This window comes from Azospirillum brasilense (genome assembly GCF_003349955.1).
Classification (GTDB): domain Bacteria; phylum Pseudomonadota; class Alphaproteobacteria; order Azospirillales; family Azospirillaceae; genus Azospirillum; species Azospirillum brasilense_B.
Window position 1 is genome coordinate 46,624 of sequence record NZ_QLKQ01000041.1, and the last position, 18,271, is coordinate 64,894.

Consider the following 18,271-nt stretch of genomic DNA (forward strand, 5'->3'; position numbering starts at 1 on the left):
CGGAGCCATGAAGAAACTCCTGATCGGCGTTCTGGCGCTGCTCCTCCTCCTCGTGGCCTTCGCGGGGGGCTATTTCCTGGCCGGCGGCAGCGTGCCGGGAGGCGCGGAGGACTCCACGCCCGCCGAGGCGAAGGCGGCGCCCGCCACCCCGGCCGCAGCACCGCAGGAGGCGGCGAAGGCCGAGCCAGAGGCGGCCGCGCCGGCCGCCGTTCCGGTCCGTCCGGTCGCGTCCGTGAAGGCGACGACGGCGCGATTCTCCATCGAACTCGGTGTCTTCCGCTCCGCCGGGAACGCCCAGGACTTCGCGACGGTGCTGGCCGGGCGGGGCCTTCCGGTGGAGATCGTCGAGACCATGGACGCCGCCGGAGGGCAGTGGCACCGGGTGCGTGCCGGCGCCTTCGCCGACCGCTGGCAGGCCGAGGCGCGCCGCCCGTCCTTCGAGCGGACCGCCGGGATCGGCGGGGTGGTGGTCGAGGAGCCGCTTGCCGCCGCCCTGCCCGCGAAGGCCGGCGGCGGCGAATGATCCAGTTCGGACCAAGGGGGTAACCCGCCGGATTTGCGGGCTTCTCCGCAGGCCGCGGCGGGCTTCCGGGCCGCCGCCGCGAAACCCCGGCGGGACTACGCCAGAACGAACCAGACAGCGCGCGGATTTGGGCCGCCGGGATGCTTCTATCAGGCTGGGCCGCCGCCCTGCACGGCGGGCGGTCCGCCCGATGGTGTCTTCCCCAGGATTTCCCGCGATGACCACGATCACGCTCGGACGATGGCAGGTGGCGGCTCTGGCCGCCGGCGTCGCCGTGCTGACCGTCGTGGCCTTGCTGCTGGGCGCGGTGATGGCGGCGCTGATCCTGACCGGTGACGGCGACGCGCCGGTGGCCTCGCTCCCGGCTCCCGTCACGGCATCATCATCATCCAACGCGGCGCCGGCCGCGGGCGGCGGATTGGCCGGGATGGCGAAACGCAACGTCGCCGACAGCTTCGAGGCCCGCCAGGGCGTGATCGAGACGGCGGACATGTTCAGCGACGAGGCGCGCGGACGGGCGATCTCGGCCACCGAGCCGGTGACCCGCGGCGCCGCCGACGCGGCCCGCCGCTTCCTGCCCGGCTGGATGGCCGGCACCGCCGCCCACGTGATCGAGAAGACCGGCTACCGCGTCACCGAATTCGCCGGCAACAGCGTGGAAGGCGTCGTCGAGGACACGCTGAACGACCGTCTGGACGCCATGAAGGAAGACGGGGCGGCGCCGATCCGCCATTACGCCATCGAACTCGGGCGCTTCGCCACCCCGGCCAACGCGGAGTCCTTCGCCGCCGCCGCCGCCCAGCGCGGGGTGCGCGGCACGGTCGATTTCGCGCCGCTGCCGGGCGGCAACGCCCCCTACGCCGTGCGCACCGGACGCTACGCCGCCGCCGACGAGGCCGCCCGCGCGTTGGACGCGCTGACGCGGGCCAACGGGGTGTCCGGGACCGTCGTCACCCTTGCCGAAGCGGGAGAGCGCTGAACGCCATGACTCCGGTGAACGGAAAACGAGTGGGATTTGCCGGCGCGCTGGCGCTGGCGCTGCTGGTCGCCGGCTGCGCGGACAAGCCGCGCGCCGCGCTGGACAGCGTGTCCTTCACGGTCGCCCCGGCCGCCAACGACACCACGCCGGTCGCCATCGACCTCGTTGCCGTCCGCGACAAGGCGCTGGTGGACAAGCTGGGCGCGCTGACCGCCGCGGAATGGTTCGGCCAGCGCGAGCAGTCCATGCGCGACCACCCGACCACGCTCGGCGTGACGAGCTGGGAACTGGTCCCCGGCCAGACGCTGAAGGCGGACCTGCCGCCGGGCGAGCCGGCCTGGGCCCTGCTGGTCTTCGCCAACTATTCCACGCCGGGGCCGCACCGCCTGCGCGTGCCCGACACACGAACGCTGACCCTCACCGCCGGGGACAAGGATGTCGAACTGGTTCCGTGATGTTCTTTCCTTCTCCGTGAGGACCGCATGACCGAGGCGCGCGACATTCCCGACGCCATCGACTGGCACGACGGGATGCTGCTGGCCCCGCAGCATTTCCAGCAGCAGGCGCTGCGGCACGAGCGGCAGTTGACCTACCATGTCCGGCAGGCGCGGCCCTTCCATTGGGGCGTCGTCCATCTCCAGGTCGACCGCGTGCAGCTCGTCTCCGGGCTGGTCCAGGTGCGCGAGCTGGAGGCGATCCTGCCCGACGGCCTCGTCGTGGACTACCGCGCCGGGACCGACGAGCCGCTGGAGGTGGATATCTCCGCCTACGCCGACCCGGTGGGGCAGACGCAGATCACCATCCACCTGATCGTTCCCGCCGCCCGCGGCGACCGCGCGCCGGGGCCGGGAGAAACGCCGCGCTACGTCTCGGTCGAGGGCGCGCCGGTCGCCGACCAGCATGGCGGGGAGGAACTGTCCATCGCCCGGCTGCGCCCGCGTCCGGCGTTGTTCGCCACCACCGGCCCGACGCAGAAGCCGCCGCAGAAGTTCGTCTCCATGCCGATCGCGCAGGCGACTTTCCGCAACGACGCCTTCGTGCTGACCGACTTCGTGCCGCCGGCGCTGACCGTCGCCGCCAACGCGCCGCTCGGCCGGCTGGGGGCGGAGGTGGTGCGGCGCGTGCGCGAGAAGGCGCTGTTCCTGGCCGAGCGCTCCGGTGTGGGCAACGGCAACCCGGCGACCGAGCTGGCCGAGGCGGCGCGGGCGGAGATCCGCAGCCTCGTCACCGGCCTGCCGCCGCTGGAGGCGCAGCTCGGCGTCGGCGTCTGCCACCCCTTCGACGTCTACATGTCGTTGTGCACGCTGGCCGGGCACCTGTCGGCCTTCGCCAGCGGCGCCGTGCCGGCCAAGCTGTCGCGCTACGACCACGACGACCCGATGGCGAGCTTCGGCGAGGTGCGCGACTTCATCCTGCGCATGATCGACCGCGTGAAGGAGGGCGTCGCCCGCATCCCCTTCACCTTCGAGGACGGCATGTTCGGGCTGCCGATGGACGAGGCCTGGCTGAAGGGCCGGCTGGTCGTCGGCGTGCGCGGCCCGGCGTCGGCCCCGGTCAGCGAGGTCGCCGCCTGGATGGAGAACTGCATCGTCGCCTCGCGCTCGCGGCTGGAGACGCTGTCCGGCCTGCGCGTCAAGGGGGCCGAGCGCGTCGCGCTGGACGACAGCGGCGAGGGCGGGGTGGCCGCCCCGCGCGGCGTGGTGCCGTTCGAGGTCAAGGTCGATCCCCGCTACATCGTCCCCGGCGAGCGGCTGGAGATCTGGAATCCGGACTCGCTGGGCAGCCGCTTCCGCCCCGTCGAGATCACCCTCTTCGTCAGCGCCTGAGGCTGGGAATGACCGCCATGCTGCACCGCCGGGATCTGGTCGATCACTTCCTCGCCTTCGCGCGGGAACTCCGGACGCACCGCGCCGCGGTCGGCGCGGGCCGTCCCGCCGCCGCCGCGAAGCCCGAGGGCGCCGCCGGGGAGACGGCGGACAGCCTGCCGGCCTTCCTGACCGAGGACGCCCTGGCGACCCCGGCGCCGCGCGGCGCCGCTGCGGCGGTGCCGGCCCTGGCGCTGGAGCCCGACGCCGAGATCATCATCCGCCGCCTTCAGGACTTTCTGGAGGCGCAGGCTGTCCAGGTCGGGCGCACCGGTACCGACCTGATGATCAGCCAGCACCGCGAGGCGCAATACGCCATGGCGGCGCTGGCCGACGACCTGTTCATCCACGACGTGGAGTGGAACGGGCGGGAGCTGTGGCGCAGCGTGCTGCTGGAGCAGGCGGTGTTCCGCACCCGGCTGGCCGGCGAGCGGGTGTTCGACCGCATGGAGGCGCTGCTCGCCAGCAACGACCGGCGGCTGGTCCAGCTGGCGGCGGTCTATCTCTGCGTGCTCGGCATGGGCTTCAAGGGGCGCTGCCGGGTGCCGGGCGGCGAGTCCACCCTGCGCGACTACAGCGCCCGGCTGTTCGAGTTCATCGCCGGCCGCGAGTCCGAGCTGGGCGCCGGCGTGCTGCCCGGCGGGCGGACGCTGATCCCCGCCGCCTACGCCTACACGCTGACCGACGGCAAGGCGCGCACGCTGGCCCGCGGGCCGCGCTGGCCGCTGGTGCTGGGGGCCATCGCCGGGCTGTGGCTGGTGCTGGGTCAGGCGCTCTGGTGGATGTCCACGGCGCAGCTTTCCAACGCGGCGGACGCGGTGCTTCAGGCATCGGTCCGCGTGACCCGCTGACGGGAGAGGACGGTCATGGAACTCCTGGCAGCGGTCCTGTCCGGCATCGCCGGCAACCAGATCTGGGTCTTCGCGGGGCTTCTCGTCCTCGTGCTGCTGATCATCGCGGTGATGGCGGCGATCCTGCTGCGCGCCCGCAGCGCGGCGCCGCCCGCCCCGGCGGAGCCCGCCGCCCTGCCGCCGCCCGACGCGGCAGCGGAGGAGGGTGGGTCGGTTCCGGCGCTCGCGGCGATGGCGCCGGACGTCACCATCCGCGACATCCGCCGCCTGTTCCGCGACGGTCTGGCCGCCTATCGCGAGACGCTGTCGCGCAACGTCTATCTGGTGCCCTGGTACTTGCGCACCGGCGTGGCCGCGTCGGACGACGCCGGCCTGCTATCCTGCGCGGACGAGGTGCGCCCCCCGGTGACCGCCGAGCGGCACGCCGGCTTCTCCTGGCGCTTCTACGACCGGGCGGTGGTCATCGACGTCGATGATCCCCGCGCCGCCTGGGCCGGCGTGCTGGACCTGCTGGGCCGCCGCCGCCCGATGCTGCCCGCCGACGGGCTGATCCTCACCGTTCCGCTGGCCGAGCTGGACGATGTGCGCCGCGCCACCGCGCGCGGGACGGAGCTGTACGCCCGGCTGTGGGAGATCCAGCGCACGCTGGGCTTCGCGCTGCCGGTCTATGTGGTGGTGACGGGTTGCGAGGAGGCTCCCGGATTCGCGGCGCTGGCCGAGGCTCTGCCGCCGTCCCTGACCGGCGGGATGCTCGGCTGGTCGAGCCCCTACGCGTTGGAGACCGCCTTTTCGCCCGACTTCGTAAGCGAGGCGCTGCAATCGCTGGCGGACGGGCTGCTGGCGGTGGAGCTGGAGGTGTTCGGTGCTGCGGCCGCGCCGGACGGCGCCCCGCTGTTCGCCCTGACGGAGCGGCTGACCGGGACGGAGGCGGCGCTGCGCGCCCTGCTCGGCACCGCCTTCAAGCGCACCGCCTATCAGGAGACTCTCTACGTGCGCGGCCTCTACTTCACCGGCCGCCCCGATCCCGACGCGGCGGCGCTGTTCGGGCGCGACCTGCTGAACCGCAAAATCTTCCCCGAGGCCGGGCTGCCCAAGCCGACCCGCGCGCTGGCGGCGTCCCGCGCGTGGCGCCGCTACTCCTGGCCGGTGGGGACCGGGGTCGCCGCCGTCGCCGCCGTCCTGCTGCTGTGGATGGGGGTGCAGCGCGCCTCCACCCTGTCGGACCGGCTGGTTCCGGTCCTGGCCGACATTCCGGGCGGGCTGCAGCAGCTCGCCGACCAGCGCCCAGCGGTCGAGGCCGGGGCGCCGATGACCGCCGCCTACGGCGATCCCGCCGCCCGCTTCGTGCAGGGCGTGACCATGCTGCCCACCGACTGGACCTTCAACCCGCTTCCGGCCGCCTGGATCAGCGGCGTTCCGGATTCGGTGTCGGGCGCGCTGGCCGTCGGCTACCGCCGGCTGGCCCTGTCGACCGTGCGCGACGTCGCCGAGGACCGGCTGCGCCGCCTGACCCGCGACGGCGGGGTGGGGCCGGCGGGGGCGGGCGCCTTCGAGCGGCTGCGCGCCTTCGCGGGCGAAATCAGCATCGCCGAGGGACTGGCCCGCGCCTACAACAACGTGGACGCCCGCGACCCGACCCTGCCGCTGGACGATGTGCTGGACTTCGCCCTGGGCTCCGGCGTGGCGCGCGGCTTTTCGGCCCGGCTGCACGGCTGGGAGATCGACCAGCCGCCGGGCGGCACCGCCATCCCGGCGCCGGGACCAGGGGCGCAACGCCCCATCGACCTGACCGCACACCGGGCCGAAGTCAGCCGTCGCTTCCGGCAATACGCCGACGCCTATCTGCGCGACCTCGCCATGGGCGGCCTCGCCGCCGCAAGGCTGTCGGTCGCCGCCAACGAGTTGGAACTGCTGGCCGGCGGGGCGCGCTCCGGCGCCGACGCGGCGGCGGCCTACGCCGAGGTGCTGTCGAGCCTGGAGGACGCCGCCCGCGGCCTGGGAGCGGAACGCGGCGCCTGGATCGGCGCCAACGGCCCCGTCCTGCCGCCGGAGTTCGAAGCGCTGCTCGGCCGGCTGGAGAAGTCCGACCTGCTCGGCCCCACCCTGCGCGCCGACATCCTCGACCTCGCGCAGCGCCGCTACGACGAGGCGGGAGTCGGTGCCCGCAGCCTGGATTCGGTGATCGGCCGCCTGCTGGAGCAGGCCCCGAATGGCGGCGCCCGGCTGGCCCCGGCGGCGGAACAGCTCCGCCGCACCCTGGCGGTGTGGATGGCCCGCCGTTTCATGAAGACGGACGACAGCGGCGCGCTGGCGATGCCCGCCGTGGGCGCCGGCTGGGACCGCGCCGCCCTGGACAGCATCCCACCGCTGGTCGAGGACTATCTGCTGTTCGACGCCAAGGACCTGCCGCAGGCGCCGGCCATGCTGCGCACCTCCATGCGGACGGCGGCGCAGCACCAGCTCCGCCAGGGGGTGGAGCGCATCCTCGCCCGCGCCCTGGCCGGCAGCCCCGCTCCGGGCGGCGTGGACCGGGCGGGCGGGCTGGCGCAGCTCCGCACCTCGGCCCACGCGCTGCGCACCGCCTTTCCGGTGCTGGCCGAGACCATGCAGTCCTTCCGCCAGATCGGTCTGACCACCTCCGCCGACACCATCCGCGACACGGTGGCCCGGCAGGCCAACGCCGTGCTGGTCCAGGCCGACCGGCTGCTGGAGGGCGACCAGCTCTACCGGCCCGACGCCCATGCGCTGGACGTCTGGGTGGACGGGCCGCTGGTGCCGCACCTGCTGTTCGGGCAGACCACGCCGGCCGGGCTGGCGCTCTATCTCGGCAACGCCCGGCAGGAGGTGACGGTGCTCGCCCGCGACATCGCCGCCCCGGTGGTCGAGATCCTGGAGCGCCCGGTGATGGGCGCCGGGACCGGTTCGGGCGCCGCCGCCAAATGGGCGCGCATCATCGCCGAACTGGACAAGTACGACGGCGGTCGCCCGAACAGCTCCCTGGCGCAGCTCGAGAAGTTCGTGACGGTGGAAAGCGCCGCCGTGGACGCCGCCGGTTGCCAGAATCTCGGCGCCATCGACGGGGTGCCGGACGACTTCTTCCGCAGCCGTCTGGCCGAGCTGAAGCAGTGGATCGCCACGCGCTGCGTGCTGGCCGCCGACGCCCGCGTCTACGACGCCTACGTCGACATGGCCGCGTCCTTCAACGAGATGCTGGCCGGCCGCTTCCCCTTCGCAACCGCCGCGGTGCCGGGCGAGGACGCCGATCCGGCGGCGGTGCGCGCCTTCTACGAGCGGTTCGACGCGCGCTCGGCCTTCGTGCTGGAGGGGCTGCGCCGCGGCGAGCGGTTCGGCAGCGCCGGACGCGAGGCGCTGCGCTTCGTGGAGACGATGGAGCGGGCGCGCCCGCTGCTGATCGCCGCGGTGACCCCGGACCAGAGCGGCGGTCTGGCGCTCGACCCCGCCTTCCGCGTCAACCGCGGGCGTGAGGCCGGGGGCAGCGACATCATCGAATGGAAGCTCGCCACGCCGAATGGCGCGCTGTCCAGCATGTTGCCGCGCACGCCGCTGCGCTGGTATCCGGGCGACAAGCTGAGCCTGACGTTGCGCTGGGCGAAGGACGGTACGGTGCTGCCGGTCTCCGGCGTCGGTGCGGGGGTGACGGTGGACGGACCCTCGCTGCGTTTCGACTATGACGGTCCCTGGGCGCTGTTCGCTCTGGCCGCCCGGCAGGCCGCGCCGCAGCGTGACCGCCGCCCCGGCCCGGACACCGAGCCGCTTCTGCTGTTCGAGGCCACGGCCAGCGGCCCGGTCAAGGAAGCCGCCGCCGCTGCCCCGACGCCGATCGCTCCAGCCGTCCAGGCGGCGCCGCAACCCGTGGTGAAGCCCAACGTGCGGGTCTTCATGACTCTGGCGGTCAAGCGCACCGTCCTGGCCGACGGCAAGCCGCCGCGCGAGGAGAAGGTGGCCGTGCCGGCGCTGCCCGCGCAGGCGCCGCCGCTGGCCCCGGTCGGTAGCATGCGGCGGATGCCGGGTCTGGCCGGCTGGCCGGCGCCCTCCGGGGCGGTGGCTCCGGCGGATCGCGCCTTCTTCGATCTGGGCACCGCCCCGTCCCAGCCCCCGATGCTCCGCCCCGCGGCCCAACGCTTCCCGTGAGCAGCCAAATGACCGCATCCCACCCGCTGATCGACATCGGCGCCCTGCTCCAGCCCATCCCCGGCGACGATCCGGCGGGCGACGACCTGCGCCACGGCCCGGAATTCGACGCGCTGACCGAGGCGCGCCGGATGGACGACGATCTGGACCAGGGCATCTGGCAGACCACCGTCAAGAAGGCCGACTGGAAGGGCGTTGTCCAGCAGGCGTCGGACCTGCTGACGACCCGCACCAAGGACCTCCAGGTCGCGGCGTGGCTGGTCCAGGCGCTGGGCCGTCTGCACGGCCCGGTGGGGCTGGCGCCGGGACTCCTGCTGGTCCACGGGCTGGTCGAGGATTTCTGGGAGGGCCTCTACCCACGCCTGGACGACGGCGATCCGGAGCCGCGGCTGGCGCCGCTGGTCTGGCTGGACAGCCAGTTGTCGCGCGATCTGATGGCGACCGCCATCACCCAGCCGGGGCCGCACGCCGACGAGACGCACCGTTTCCAGGACTGGCAGAACGCCCAGCGTCTGCGCAAGCTCGCCACCCGTGATCCGCGCGCCTTCCACGAGGCGGTGGACGACGGGGAGGTGACGGTCGAGCAGATCCTTGCCGCCCAGGACCGCACCCCACCGGACTTCTACCAGACCCAGCACGGCCATCTGCGGGATACGGTGACGGCGGTGCGCACGCTGGCGGCGGAGCTGGACGCCGTGGCCGGCCGCTCCGCCCCCGGCTTCAGCCAGCTTCTGAAGACCCTTGAAAGCCTGATCCAGTTCCACCGCGACGCGCTCGCCAAGCGCGGCATCGATCCGGACGGTGCCTCCGCCGCGCCGGAACAGACCGAAGGCGGGGAGGAAGCCACCATCGACGCGTCCGCCGAGATCATTCCCGCCGCCGCCTTCGCCCGCCCCGGCGGGCCGCGGACCCGGCAGGAGGCCTACGCGATGCTGCACCAGATCGCCGATTTCCTGGCACGGGAGGAGCCGCACAGCCCGACCTCCTACCTCGTCCGCCGCGCCGCCGCCTGGGGGAACCTGTCCCTGCCGGAGCTGTACGCCGAGCTGCTGGGCGACCGCGGCGAGGTCGGGCGGATCTTCGGCCTGTTGCGTCTTGAGGAGCGCTGAGCCATGCCCCGCATCCTGCTCGACTACCCCGGCATCAAGGGCGAGTCGCTGATCCGCAACTATAAGAATCTGGCCGAGTGCGTGAGCTTCGACCTGTCGTCGGGCAAGCGCGAGGTCGGCGGCTTCAACTACGACGACCCGATCGAGGACAACTCTTACTTCGGCAGCCGGAAGGCGCAGAAGCAGGACAAGCTCGGCGTCGACAGCCTGAAGCTGGAGCGTCACTTCGACCTCGCCTCGCCCAAGCTGATGCAGGCGGCCTTCGATCCGCAGAAGAAGGACGTCACCGCGACCATCCATTTCTTCCGCACCTTCGCGCAGCTTCAGGGCGGCGAGTTCTTTGGCGAAAGCGACATCTTCGCCGAGCCGTACCTGACCATCATCCTGAAGAACACGCAGATCACCGAATATGTGCTGTCGGTCGACAACGACGACAGCAGCAACGGCACCGAGACCATCTCGCTGGCCTTCGACCAGCTGCAGATGACCTACCAGCACCAGATCGACGGCCGGAAAATCGGCCAAATCCGTGGCGACATCACATTGGCGAGCAAGTCATGACCCAGTCCAACCCGTCGGCCCTGAGCGGCGACACCACCCTCCTGCCCCGCAACGGCGAGGGGCGCCGCGGTCCGGCGCGCCGGGCCGAGCATTTCCTGGAGCAGGTGATGTTCCAGAGCCGCTGGCTCCTGGCGCCGCTCTATGTCGGTCTGGTGGGCGCGCTGCTGATGATCGGCTGGCGCTTCGCGCTGGAACTGGTGCACGCGCTGCCGCTTCTGCTCCACGGCACGGAGAACGACATCATCCTGATCGTGCTCGGGCTGGTCGACCTGACGATGGTCGGCAACCTCGTGCTGATGGTGATCTTCAGCGGCTATGAGAACTTCGTCTCGAAGATCGACGTCGCCGGCCACGCCGACCGTCCGGAATGGATGGGCAAGCTGGATTTCAGCGCGCTCAAGGTGAAGCTGATCGCCAGCATCGTGGCGATCTCCTCCATCCAGATCCTGAAGACCTTCATGAACGTGTCGGAGGTCTCCGACCGCGACCTGATGTGGCTGGTCGCCATCCACATCACCTTCATCGTCTCCGGCGTCCTGCTGGCGACCATGGACGTGCTGGTCAAGAAGAGCCACGCGCACTGACATCCGGCAGGAAAGGAGAGGGCATCATGATTCGGTACGCGCTGGCGTTCCTCGCCATCCTTCTGACCGGCCTGCCCGGAGCGTCGCGGGCGGAACCGGCGAAGGTGGTGGTCGGCACCTACGTCAACCAGATCACCGGGGTGAATCTCCGCGACAATCAGGTCAATGTGGACTTCTACGTCTGGTTCCGCTGGGACGACGACTCCCTGAACCCGCTGGAGACGTTCGAGCTGATGAACGGGCGGATCGAATCCCGCACGCCCACCCCGGTCCGCAAGCTGAAGGACACCAACTACGGGCAGGCGCGCGTCCAGGCCGTTCTGAACCAGCCCTGGGACGTGAGCCATTTTCCGCTGGACACCCAGACCATCCGTCTGGTGATCGAGGACAGCGACCAGACGGCGGAATATGTGGTCTACGTGCCGGACACCGACAACAGCACCGTCGATCCCGACGTCGACGTCTCCGGCTACACGCTGATCAACAACGGCGCCACCATCTCGGCGCACCGTTACCGCACCAACTACGGCGACATCACCCTGCCGAAGAACCACGAGTCCGTCTATTCCCGCTACACCCACGCGATCACGTTGGAGCGGCCGGATTCGGTCTATTACATCAAGACCTTCTCGACCATCTTCATCTCCTCGCTGGTGGCCTTCCTGGCCTTCCTGGTGAAGCCGGTGGACCTCGACCCCCGCTTCGGCCTGGGCATCGGCGCGCTGTTCGCCGTGGTCGCCTGCTACTTCGTCATCGCCAGCGACCTGCCGCGCAGCAGCGGCTTCACCCTGTCGGACCGGGTCAATCTCGCCTCCATGGGCATGATCTTCCTCAGCCTGATGCAGAGCGCGGTGTCGCTGATGATCTACGAGCGGAACGCGGCGAAGGCCCTGATCCTGGACCGCTGGTCCCTGGTGGTCTTCCCCGTCGCCTACTTGCTGCTGTGCGTCTGGCTGACCGCGGTGTGAGCCCGGCGCCGTGATCCAGTTGGGGGGCGCCGCTCCGGCCTGAGCTTCGCCACAATCCTCCGTCATCCTCCGCGAAGAGCGATGAGGGAGAGTGGGATGATCGGAAACCGGACGGCGCTGGCGGCTGCGGCGTTTCTCGCCATCGGGATCGCGGTGGCGGGGTGGACGGCGGGGCGCGAGGTCGCCCAGGTCCGGCTGGCCGACCGTTTCGTCACCGTGAAGGGCTCCGCCGAGCGCGAGGTCAAGGCCAACCTCGCGCTCTGGCCGGTGCGCTTCGTCGCCACCGGCGACGACCTGTCCGCCGTCCAGGCGAAGACGGCGGCGGACGAGAAGGCCGTTCTGGCCTTTCTGGAGCGCTATGGGCTGGGCGCCGACGCCGTCGTCTCACGCTCGCTCGATCTCGTGGACCTGCTCGCCCAGGCCTACCGCCAGGGGCCGGCGGACCAGCGCTACATCCTCACCCGCACCCTGATGATCCGCAGCCCGGACGTGGAGCGGGTCGACCGCGCCAGCCAGAATCTGGCGGAGTTGCTCGACCAGGGCGTGACCCTGGGAGGGGAGCCGGGCATGGGCTCCGGCCCCAACTACCTGTTCACCCGGCTGAACGACGTGAAGACCGAGATGATCGCCGAGGCGACCGCCAAGGCGCGCGAGGCGGCAACCCAGTTCGCGACCGACAGCGGCGCCACGCTGGGCGGCATCCGCCGCGCCAACCAGGGCCTGTTCCAGATCCTCGCCCGCGACGAGGCCCCCGGCATCATGGAAAGCCGGCAGATCGACAAGATCGTCCGCGTCGTGTCGACCCTCGACTGGGAACTGGTGGATTGACGGGGCGGCGGCGCTCCGCCCGCCCTCGCGCTGTATAGATCACCTACATATTGGATTCGCCCCATCCGGCCGTCCCCTGCCCAAAAGGCGGCGGGCGGCACGGCCTGCGTGTGGCTTATGGATCGTGATGGCGCGGAAGCCGACAATCCTGTTTCTGTAATCCGTCGATTGCGCCGCCAAGTGAACAATAAACCTTCGCCCGGTGCCAAATTACGCTCAGAAAATCGGCAGAATGGGCAGTTGTCGTGCATCGTTTGCACGATGCATTTCGTGGGTTGAGCGACTGTTCGGATCGGCTCTCCGCACCTCCTTGCCGATATTCCTCGAAAAATGATGGTTTGGGCAGAAAGAGCTAGTTCACCTGTGCCGAGCATGGTTATATAGCCATCGTATATAGCGAATTCGGGGTGCCCGCTCATGTCCGTCCAACCGCAGGTGTCGTTCGCCGGGCCGCACGCGTCGCCGATCGGCGCGGAGCGCATCCGGCTGCTGGAGGCGGTGGGGCGCGAGGGCAGCATCTCCGGAGCGGCGCGGTCGGTCGGCGTCACCTACAAGGCGGCCTGGGACGCCATCGACGCCATGAACAACCTGTTCGGCCGCCCGCTGGTCGAGGCGCAGGCGGGCGGAAAGCGCGGCGGCGGAACCGCCTTGACGCCGGACGGCGTGCGGCTGGTCGCCACCTTCCACCGCCTGCAGAGCGAGATGGTCCGCGCCTTCCAGGTGCTGGAACCGGAACTCAACGGCACCGGCCTGTCGGCGGCCAGCCTGATGTGGGGATTCTTCATGCGCACCAGTGCCCGCAACGCCCTTCGCGGAACCGTCGCCGCCATCACCGACGGGGCGGTGAACGCCGAAGTCACCCTGGCCGTCTCGGACCAGACCTCGATCGTGGCGATCATCACCCGCGACAGCGTGCGCGACCTGGGCCTGTTCCCGGGGCGCGCGGCGACGGCGCTGATCAAGGCGCCCTTCGTGATCCTCGCCCCGGCGGACGAGGCGAAGCGCACCTCGATGCGCAACCGCGTGGAAGGCGTGGTGTCCCGCCGCGAGGACGGCGCGGTCAACAGCGAGATCACCCTGGACATCGGCGGCGGCAAGACGCTGACCGCCATCATCACGCTGCGCAGCGCCGACGACATCGGCCTGAAGGCCGGCGATCCGGCCTGCGCGCTGATCGACGCATCGCACATCATTCTTGCGGTGGATTGACGATAGATCGGAAGGAGTTTTTCGAATGACGCGTGTCCTGCTTGCCGCCGTCGCGCTGCTGTCCGTCTCGGCGACGGCCCATGCCGACGAATTCAACGTCGCGGTCGCCGCGAACTTCACCGCCCCGGCGAAGGAGATCGCCACCGCCTTCGAGCAGAAGACCGGCCACAAGGCCGTCCTGAGCTTCGGCGCGACCGGCCAGTTCTACGCCCAGATCAAGCAGGACGCGCCCTTCGTCGTCTTCCTCGCCGCCGACGACGAGACGCCGAAGAAGGCGGTGGAGGAGGGGCTCGCCGTCTCCGACTCCCGCTTCACCTACGCCGTCGGCCGTCTGGTGCTGTGGACCAAGGCCAGCGACGCGCCGCTGGGCGAGGACACGCTGCGCAAGGGCGCCTTCGAGAAGCTGTCCATCGCCAACCCGGCGACCGCGCCCTATGGCCTCGCCGCCGTGCAGACGATGAAGAAGATGGGCGTCTACGAGGCGATCCAACCGAAGATCGTCCAGGGCAACAGCATCGCCCAAGCCTTCCAGTTCGCCGAGACCGGCGCCGCCGAACTGGCCTTCGTGGCCCTGTCCCAGGTGATCGCCAAGCCGGACGGCACGCGCTGGCCGGTTCCGGAGGCGCTGCACGACCCGATCTTCCAGGACGCCGTCCTGCTGAAGAAGGGCGCCGGCAACGAGGCCGCCACGGCCTTCCTCGCCTTCCTGAAGGGGCCGGAGGCCGCCGCGGTGATCTCCAAGTACGGCTACGGCACGCGGGCGCCGAACTGACCATGCCGGCCTCCCTGGGAAGGACAGCCCGCCGATGAGCTGGCAACCGATCATCCTGACCCTGGAGCTGGCGGGACTGACGACGGTCATCCTGCTGATCGTCGGCACCCCCCTGGCCTGGTGGCTGGCGCGGTCCGGGGCCTGGTGGAAGGAGGCGGTGGCCACGGTGGTGGCGCTGCCTCTGGTCCTGCCGCCGACGGTTCTCGGCTTCTACCTGCTGATGCTGCTGGGGCCGAACGGCCCCGGCGGCTGGCTGGCCTCCCTGTGGGGCGCCCGCTCCATGGCCTTCACCTTCGAAGGGTTGGTCATCGGGTCGGTGCTGTACTCCATGCCCTTCGTGGTGCAGCCGATCCGCAACGCCTTCGAGGCGTTCGGCGACCGCCCGCTGGAGGCGGCGGCGACGCTGCGCGCCTCGCCGCTCGACACCTTCTTCACCGTGGCGGTGCCGCTGGCCCGTCGCGGCTTCCTGACCGGTGCCGTGCTGGGCTTCGCCCACACCATGGGCGAGTTCGGCGTCGTCCTGATGATCGGCGGCAACATCCCCGGCCAGACCAAGGTCCTCTCCGTTGCCATCTACGACTATGTCGAGACGCTGCAATGGGACGAGGCCCATCTGCTGGCCGGTGGCATGCTGGTCTTCTCCTTCACGGTGATCCTGACGATGATGATGCTGGAGAAGCGCATCGGGCGGGGCGGGCGATGAGCCTGTCGGTGCATTTCCACGGGACGCTTGGGCAGTTCGCCCTGGACGTGGCGTTCGAGGCGCCGGGCCGCGGCATCACCGCGCTGTTCGGTCCATCCGGTTGTGGCAAAACCTCGGTGCTGCGCTGCGCGGCCGGGCTGCAGCGGCTGAACGGATGCTTCGCCCTGGACGGCGACGTCTGGCAGGAGGGAAGGACCTTCCGGCCGACGCACAAGCGGCCCATCGGCTACGTCTTCCAGGAAGCCAGCCTGTTCCCCCATCTGTCGGTGCGCACCAACCTGCTGTTCGGCCATCGCCGGACGGTGGGGCGCGGCGTGCCGGAGCACATCCGCCTGGACGACGTGGTCGACCTGCTGGGGCTTGGGCATCTGCTCGACCGCTCGCCGGAGCATCTCTCCGGCGGCGAGCGCCAGCGGGTTGGCGTCGGCCGCGCGCTGCTCTCGCAACCGCGCCTGCTGCTGATGGACGAGCCGCTGGCGGCGCTCGACCGCTTCAGCAAGGAGGAAATTCTTCCCTATCTGGAGCGGCTGCATGGCGTCCTGTCCGTCCCCGTCCTCTATGTCAGCCACGACATCGCGGAGGTCGAGCGGCTGGCCGACCATCTGGTGCTGCTGCGCCAGGGGCGCGTCGTCGCCGCCGGCCCGATGCAGGAGCTTCAGGCCGATCCCACCCTGCCCATCGCCCGCATGCCCGAAGCCGGGGTGACCCTGCCCGCGGTGGTGGCCGGGCGGGAGGACGCCTACGGCCTGACCCTGCTGCGGCTGGACGGCGGCCATCTGCTCGTTCCGGGCGACCTCGGGCCGCAGGGCACGGCGAGGCGCGCCCGCATCGCGGCGTCCGACGTCAGCCTCGCCCGCAACCCGCCGGAGGGCAGCACCATCCTGAACGCGCTCCCCGCCCGCATCGTCGCGGCGGAGCGGCAGGACGAGGTGCAGATGATGGCCGTCGTGGCCCTGGGCGAGGAGGGCAGGGGCGCGCGCATGCTCGCCCGCGTCACCCGCAAGAGTTGGGACGCCCTCGGCCTGTCGCCGGGCCAGCCGGTCTATGCCCAGGTCAAGGGTGTGGCCCTGGTCCAGGAAACGATGTGATTCGGATGGGCGCTGCGCTTAGCCCGGCGTAAAGCGCTTGGGCAGGCGCAGCGCCCCCGTTCCCATCGCGATCCCGAACAGAACGCACAGCAGCCCGGCGGCGTGGGCGAGCGTGAAAGCCTCGCCCAGGAACAGCACGGCGGCCAGCACGCCCGCCGCCGGGATCAGCCCGGTGAACAGCCCGGCCCGGTTGGCCGGGACATGGGCGATCCCGCGCATCCACAGAACCACCGCCAGCAAACCGCCGGTCAGGCCGGACGCCACGAACAGCAGCCAGACCCAGCCGGGCACCGCGGCCGGATCGAAGCCGCCCAGCGTCGCCAGCGCACCCGGCGCCATCATCGCCGTGGCCAGCACATTCGCCAGACAGGTCAGCGCCAAAGGCGGAATGCGCCCGCCGAGCTGCCGGGCGAAGACTCCGTACAGCCCCTCCGACACCACCGCGCCCAGCACCAGCGCGTTGCCGACGACGGAATCGTCGGGGCCACCGCCGCCGCCCGGTCGCAGATTCAGCGCGACCATGCCAACGACCGCCAAGGCGATGGCCGCTGCGCTGCCGGCTCCGATCCGCTCGCGCAGGATCAGTGCCGCCCCGAGAGCCGTCATGGCCGGGATGGTGCTGGTGATGATCCCGGCGGCCACCGCACTGGTTTCGCGCAGCCCATAGAGAAGGAACAGGTTGAACAGCACCATGCCGAACAGGGAGAGCAGGGCGAGGCTCATCCAGTCCCGATTGTTGCGCGGCAGCGCCGCTGCTCCACCCCTGAGGGCAAAGGGCGCCAGAAGCACCGCGACCAGGGCGAAGCGCATTTCCGCCGCCACAAGCGGCGGGATATGGGATACGATCACCTTGGAGGCCGGAACGGACAGGCCGACCAGGGTCATCGACAGGGCGAGGTTGAGATAAGCGGCGCGCATGGGCCGCATTCTATGAGCGCCGCCGCCGTCTTACGGAAGCGGCATTTTCACGCAATGAATTTGCAAAGAATGCGTGTCATTCTTCGCGCCAAGGTCGCGGTACACAAGGGGCGGGGTATGTCGGAGCCGATCCTCGGGATCACCAATTGGATGCATCTGTTCCGTTGGATCGTGAAGCTGATCCGTGACGAATACGGCGTGGATGAAAAGGTCCTGACCCGCAACGCCGTGCTGGACGGCGGAATCGGCCTCACCGCCGAACAGCTCGAACAGGTTCTGGACCACATCGCCGAAACCTTCGAGTTGACCTTTCCCGAGAACACCCTGAACGAAACCGTGCGGTTGGAAGACCTCTGCACGCTGACGGCCTGGATGCGCGGCCTCTTCAAGAAGCCGGACTTCGTCACGCCGCCGTTCGAGGAGCGCTGCCGCTCCCTCAACAACGTGCCGGCCTGACCCGCGCGGCTCGTTCCCTACAGTGCATGGCTGGAAACGCCGCCGCGGATTCCCATCTGCGGCAGCGAACCCATCCCGTCACCCTTTCTCCCTGAGCCTTTCATGCCGTTGCATCTCATCAAGCTCGCCGTCGGGATCGACGACCTCGACCATCTGGCGGCGGTGCAGGCGCGCCGCGCGCAGACCGTCGAGGGTCGGACGACGATTCCCGTCTTCACGCGCCGCGTGCCGAAGCGCGGGGAGGAAATTCTCGCCGGCGGTTCGATCTATTGGGTGGTCCGCGGTTCCGTCGCCGCTCGCCAGCGGGTGATCGCCATCGACACCACCGTGGACGAGGAAGGGGAGAGCTGCTGCATTCTTGGAATGGACCCGCAGCTCGTCGCCACCGTGCCGACGCCCCACCGCCCGTTCCAGGGATGGCGCTATCTCAATGCGGAAACGGCGCCCAGGGACCTGTCCGAAGCGGGCGGGCAGGGCGACGAATTGCCGGCTCATCTGGCCGCCGAACTGCGGTCTCTCGGCCTGCTGTAATCGTTTCGCCCGGCTGCGGCCCGCCAACCCATTGATTTTTCACGATCGGGCAGAATTTTCATCACCCTGTCAAAAAAGCGCTTGCGTGTTTGTGGGAGAGGCGCCTATAACCCCCTCCACCGACGCGGTGGCCGCCAACGAGGCGCCGACGGGTCGGGAACACAGAGACAATCT

The 18,271-nt window shown here is 70.4% G+C and carries 18 protein-coding genes; 17 read left to right on the plus strand and 1 reads right to left on the minus strand.

All coding sequences use genetic code 11. From position 1 onward, the window contains the following. Positions 1–7 precede the first annotated feature (7 nt). The 15 genes from DXK32_RS18430 to modC all read left to right on the plus strand — a co-directional run bounded on the left by DXK32_RS18430 (position 8) and on the right by modC (position 16,192). Entirely contained in the window at positions 8–523 is a 516-nt protein-coding gene (locus DXK32_RS18430) for an SPOR domain-containing protein (RefSeq protein ID WP_114859851.1), read from the plus strand. Between the two features lie 217 nt (positions 524–740). Then, a complete protein-coding gene (locus DXK32_RS18435; RefSeq protein ID WP_114859852.1) occupies positions 741–1,502 on the plus strand; it encodes an SPOR domain-containing protein in 762 nt (253 codons plus the stop codon). A 5-nt stretch (positions 1,503–1,507) separates the two neighbouring features. Next, positions 1,508–1,957: a hypothetical protein gene (locus tag DXK32_RS18440; RefSeq protein ID WP_114859853.1), complete on the plus strand. Its 450-nt coding sequence runs from the start codon at positions 1,508–1,510 to the stop codon at positions 1,955–1,957. A 27-nt stretch (positions 1,958–1,984) separates the two neighbouring features. After that, positions 1,985–3,328, plus strand: coding sequence for a type VI secretion system baseplate subunit TssK (gene tssK, locus DXK32_RS18445; protein WP_114859854.1), 1,344 nt, complete (start codon positions 1,985–1,987; stop codon positions 3,326–3,328). Positions 3,329–3,336: 8 nt separating this feature from the next. Beyond that, on the plus strand, positions 3,337–4,218 hold the full coding sequence (locus DXK32_RS18450) for a DotU family type IV/VI secretion system protein (RefSeq protein WP_114859855.1): 882 nt from the start codon (positions 3,337–3,339) through the stop codon (positions 4,216–4,218). Between the two features lie 15 nt (positions 4,219–4,233). Beyond that, the gene (locus tag DXK32_RS18455) at positions 4,234–8,370 is read left to right on the plus strand and encodes a type VI secretion system protein (protein ID WP_114859856.1); all 4,137 of its coding nucleotides are present in this window, start codon (positions 4,234–4,236) and stop codon (positions 8,368–8,370) included. Positions 8,371–8,378: 8 nt separating this feature from the next. Continuing rightward, on the plus strand, positions 8,379–9,479 hold the full coding sequence (gene tssA, locus DXK32_RS18460; protein ID WP_247877225.1) for a type VI secretion system protein TssA: 1,101 nt from the start codon (positions 8,379–8,381) through the stop codon (positions 9,477–9,479). A 3-nt stretch (positions 9,480–9,482) separates the two neighbouring features. Beyond that, a complete protein-coding gene (locus DXK32_RS18465; RefSeq protein ID WP_114859858.1) occupies positions 9,483–10,040 on the plus strand; it encodes an Hcp family type VI secretion system effector in 558 nt (185 codons plus the stop codon). Next, positions 10,037–10,624 (plus strand): TIGR00645 family protein, encoded by a 588-nt coding sequence (locus tag DXK32_RS18470; RefSeq protein WP_114859859.1) that lies wholly within the window; start codon positions 10,037–10,039, stop codon positions 10,622–10,624. Before DXK32_RS18465 ends, DXK32_RS18470 begins: the two co-directional genes overlap by 4 nt. A 26-nt stretch (positions 10,625–10,650) precedes the next feature. Beyond that, the gene (locus tag DXK32_RS18475; protein ID WP_114859860.1) at positions 10,651–11,592 is read left to right on the plus strand and encodes a hypothetical protein; all 942 of its coding nucleotides are present in this window, start codon (positions 10,651–10,653) and stop codon (positions 11,590–11,592) included. Between the two features lie 96 nt (positions 11,593–11,688). After that, positions 11,689–12,420: an SIMPL domain-containing protein gene (locus DXK32_RS18480; RefSeq protein WP_114859861.1), complete on the plus strand. Its 732-nt coding sequence runs from the start codon at positions 11,689–11,691 to the stop codon at positions 12,418–12,420. 417 nt (positions 12,421–12,837) lie between these two features. Further along, on the plus strand, positions 12,838–13,629 hold the full coding sequence (locus DXK32_RS18485) for a TOBE domain-containing protein (protein ID WP_114859862.1): 792 nt from the start codon (positions 12,838–12,840) through the stop codon (positions 13,627–13,629). 25 nt (positions 13,630–13,654) lie between these two features. Further along, positions 13,655–14,401 carry a molybdate ABC transporter substrate-binding protein gene (modA, locus tag DXK32_RS18490; protein ID WP_114859863.1) on the plus strand — a complete coding sequence of 249 codons (747 nt, stop codon included), beginning with the start codon at positions 13,655–13,657 and terminating at the stop codon, positions 14,399–14,401. Positions 14,402–14,435: 34 nt separating this feature from the next. Further along, positions 14,436–15,104: a molybdate ABC transporter permease subunit gene (modB, locus tag DXK32_RS18495; protein WP_035678881.1), complete on the plus strand. Its 669-nt coding sequence runs from the start codon at positions 14,436–14,438 to the stop codon at positions 15,102–15,104. Then, on the plus strand, positions 15,101–16,192 hold the full coding sequence (modC, locus tag DXK32_RS18500; RefSeq protein WP_114859864.1) for a molybdenum ABC transporter ATP-binding protein: 1,092 nt from the start codon (positions 15,101–15,103) through the stop codon (positions 16,190–16,192). Before modB ends, modC begins: the two co-directional genes overlap by 4 nt. Positions 16,193–16,210: 18 nt before the next feature. Here modC and DXK32_RS18505 read toward each other — a convergent pair whose 3' ends face one another. Continuing rightward, positions 16,211–17,110: a DMT family transporter gene (locus tag DXK32_RS18505; RefSeq protein WP_114859865.1), complete on the minus strand. Its 900-nt coding sequence runs from the start codon at positions 17,108–17,110 to the stop codon at positions 16,211–16,213. 150 nt (positions 17,111–17,260) lie between these two features. Between DXK32_RS18505 and DXK32_RS18510 the strand changes: the two genes are divergently transcribed. Then, positions 17,261–17,566: an acyl carrier protein gene (locus DXK32_RS18510; RefSeq protein WP_348981599.1), complete on the plus strand. Its 306-nt coding sequence runs from the start codon at positions 17,261–17,263 to the stop codon at positions 17,564–17,566. Between the two features lie 102 nt (positions 17,567–17,668). Next, positions 17,669–18,097, plus strand: coding sequence for a DUF1489 family protein (locus DXK32_RS18515; protein ID WP_035678890.1), 429 nt, complete (start codon positions 17,669–17,671; stop codon positions 18,095–18,097). Positions 18,098–18,271: the final 174 nt, after the last annotated feature.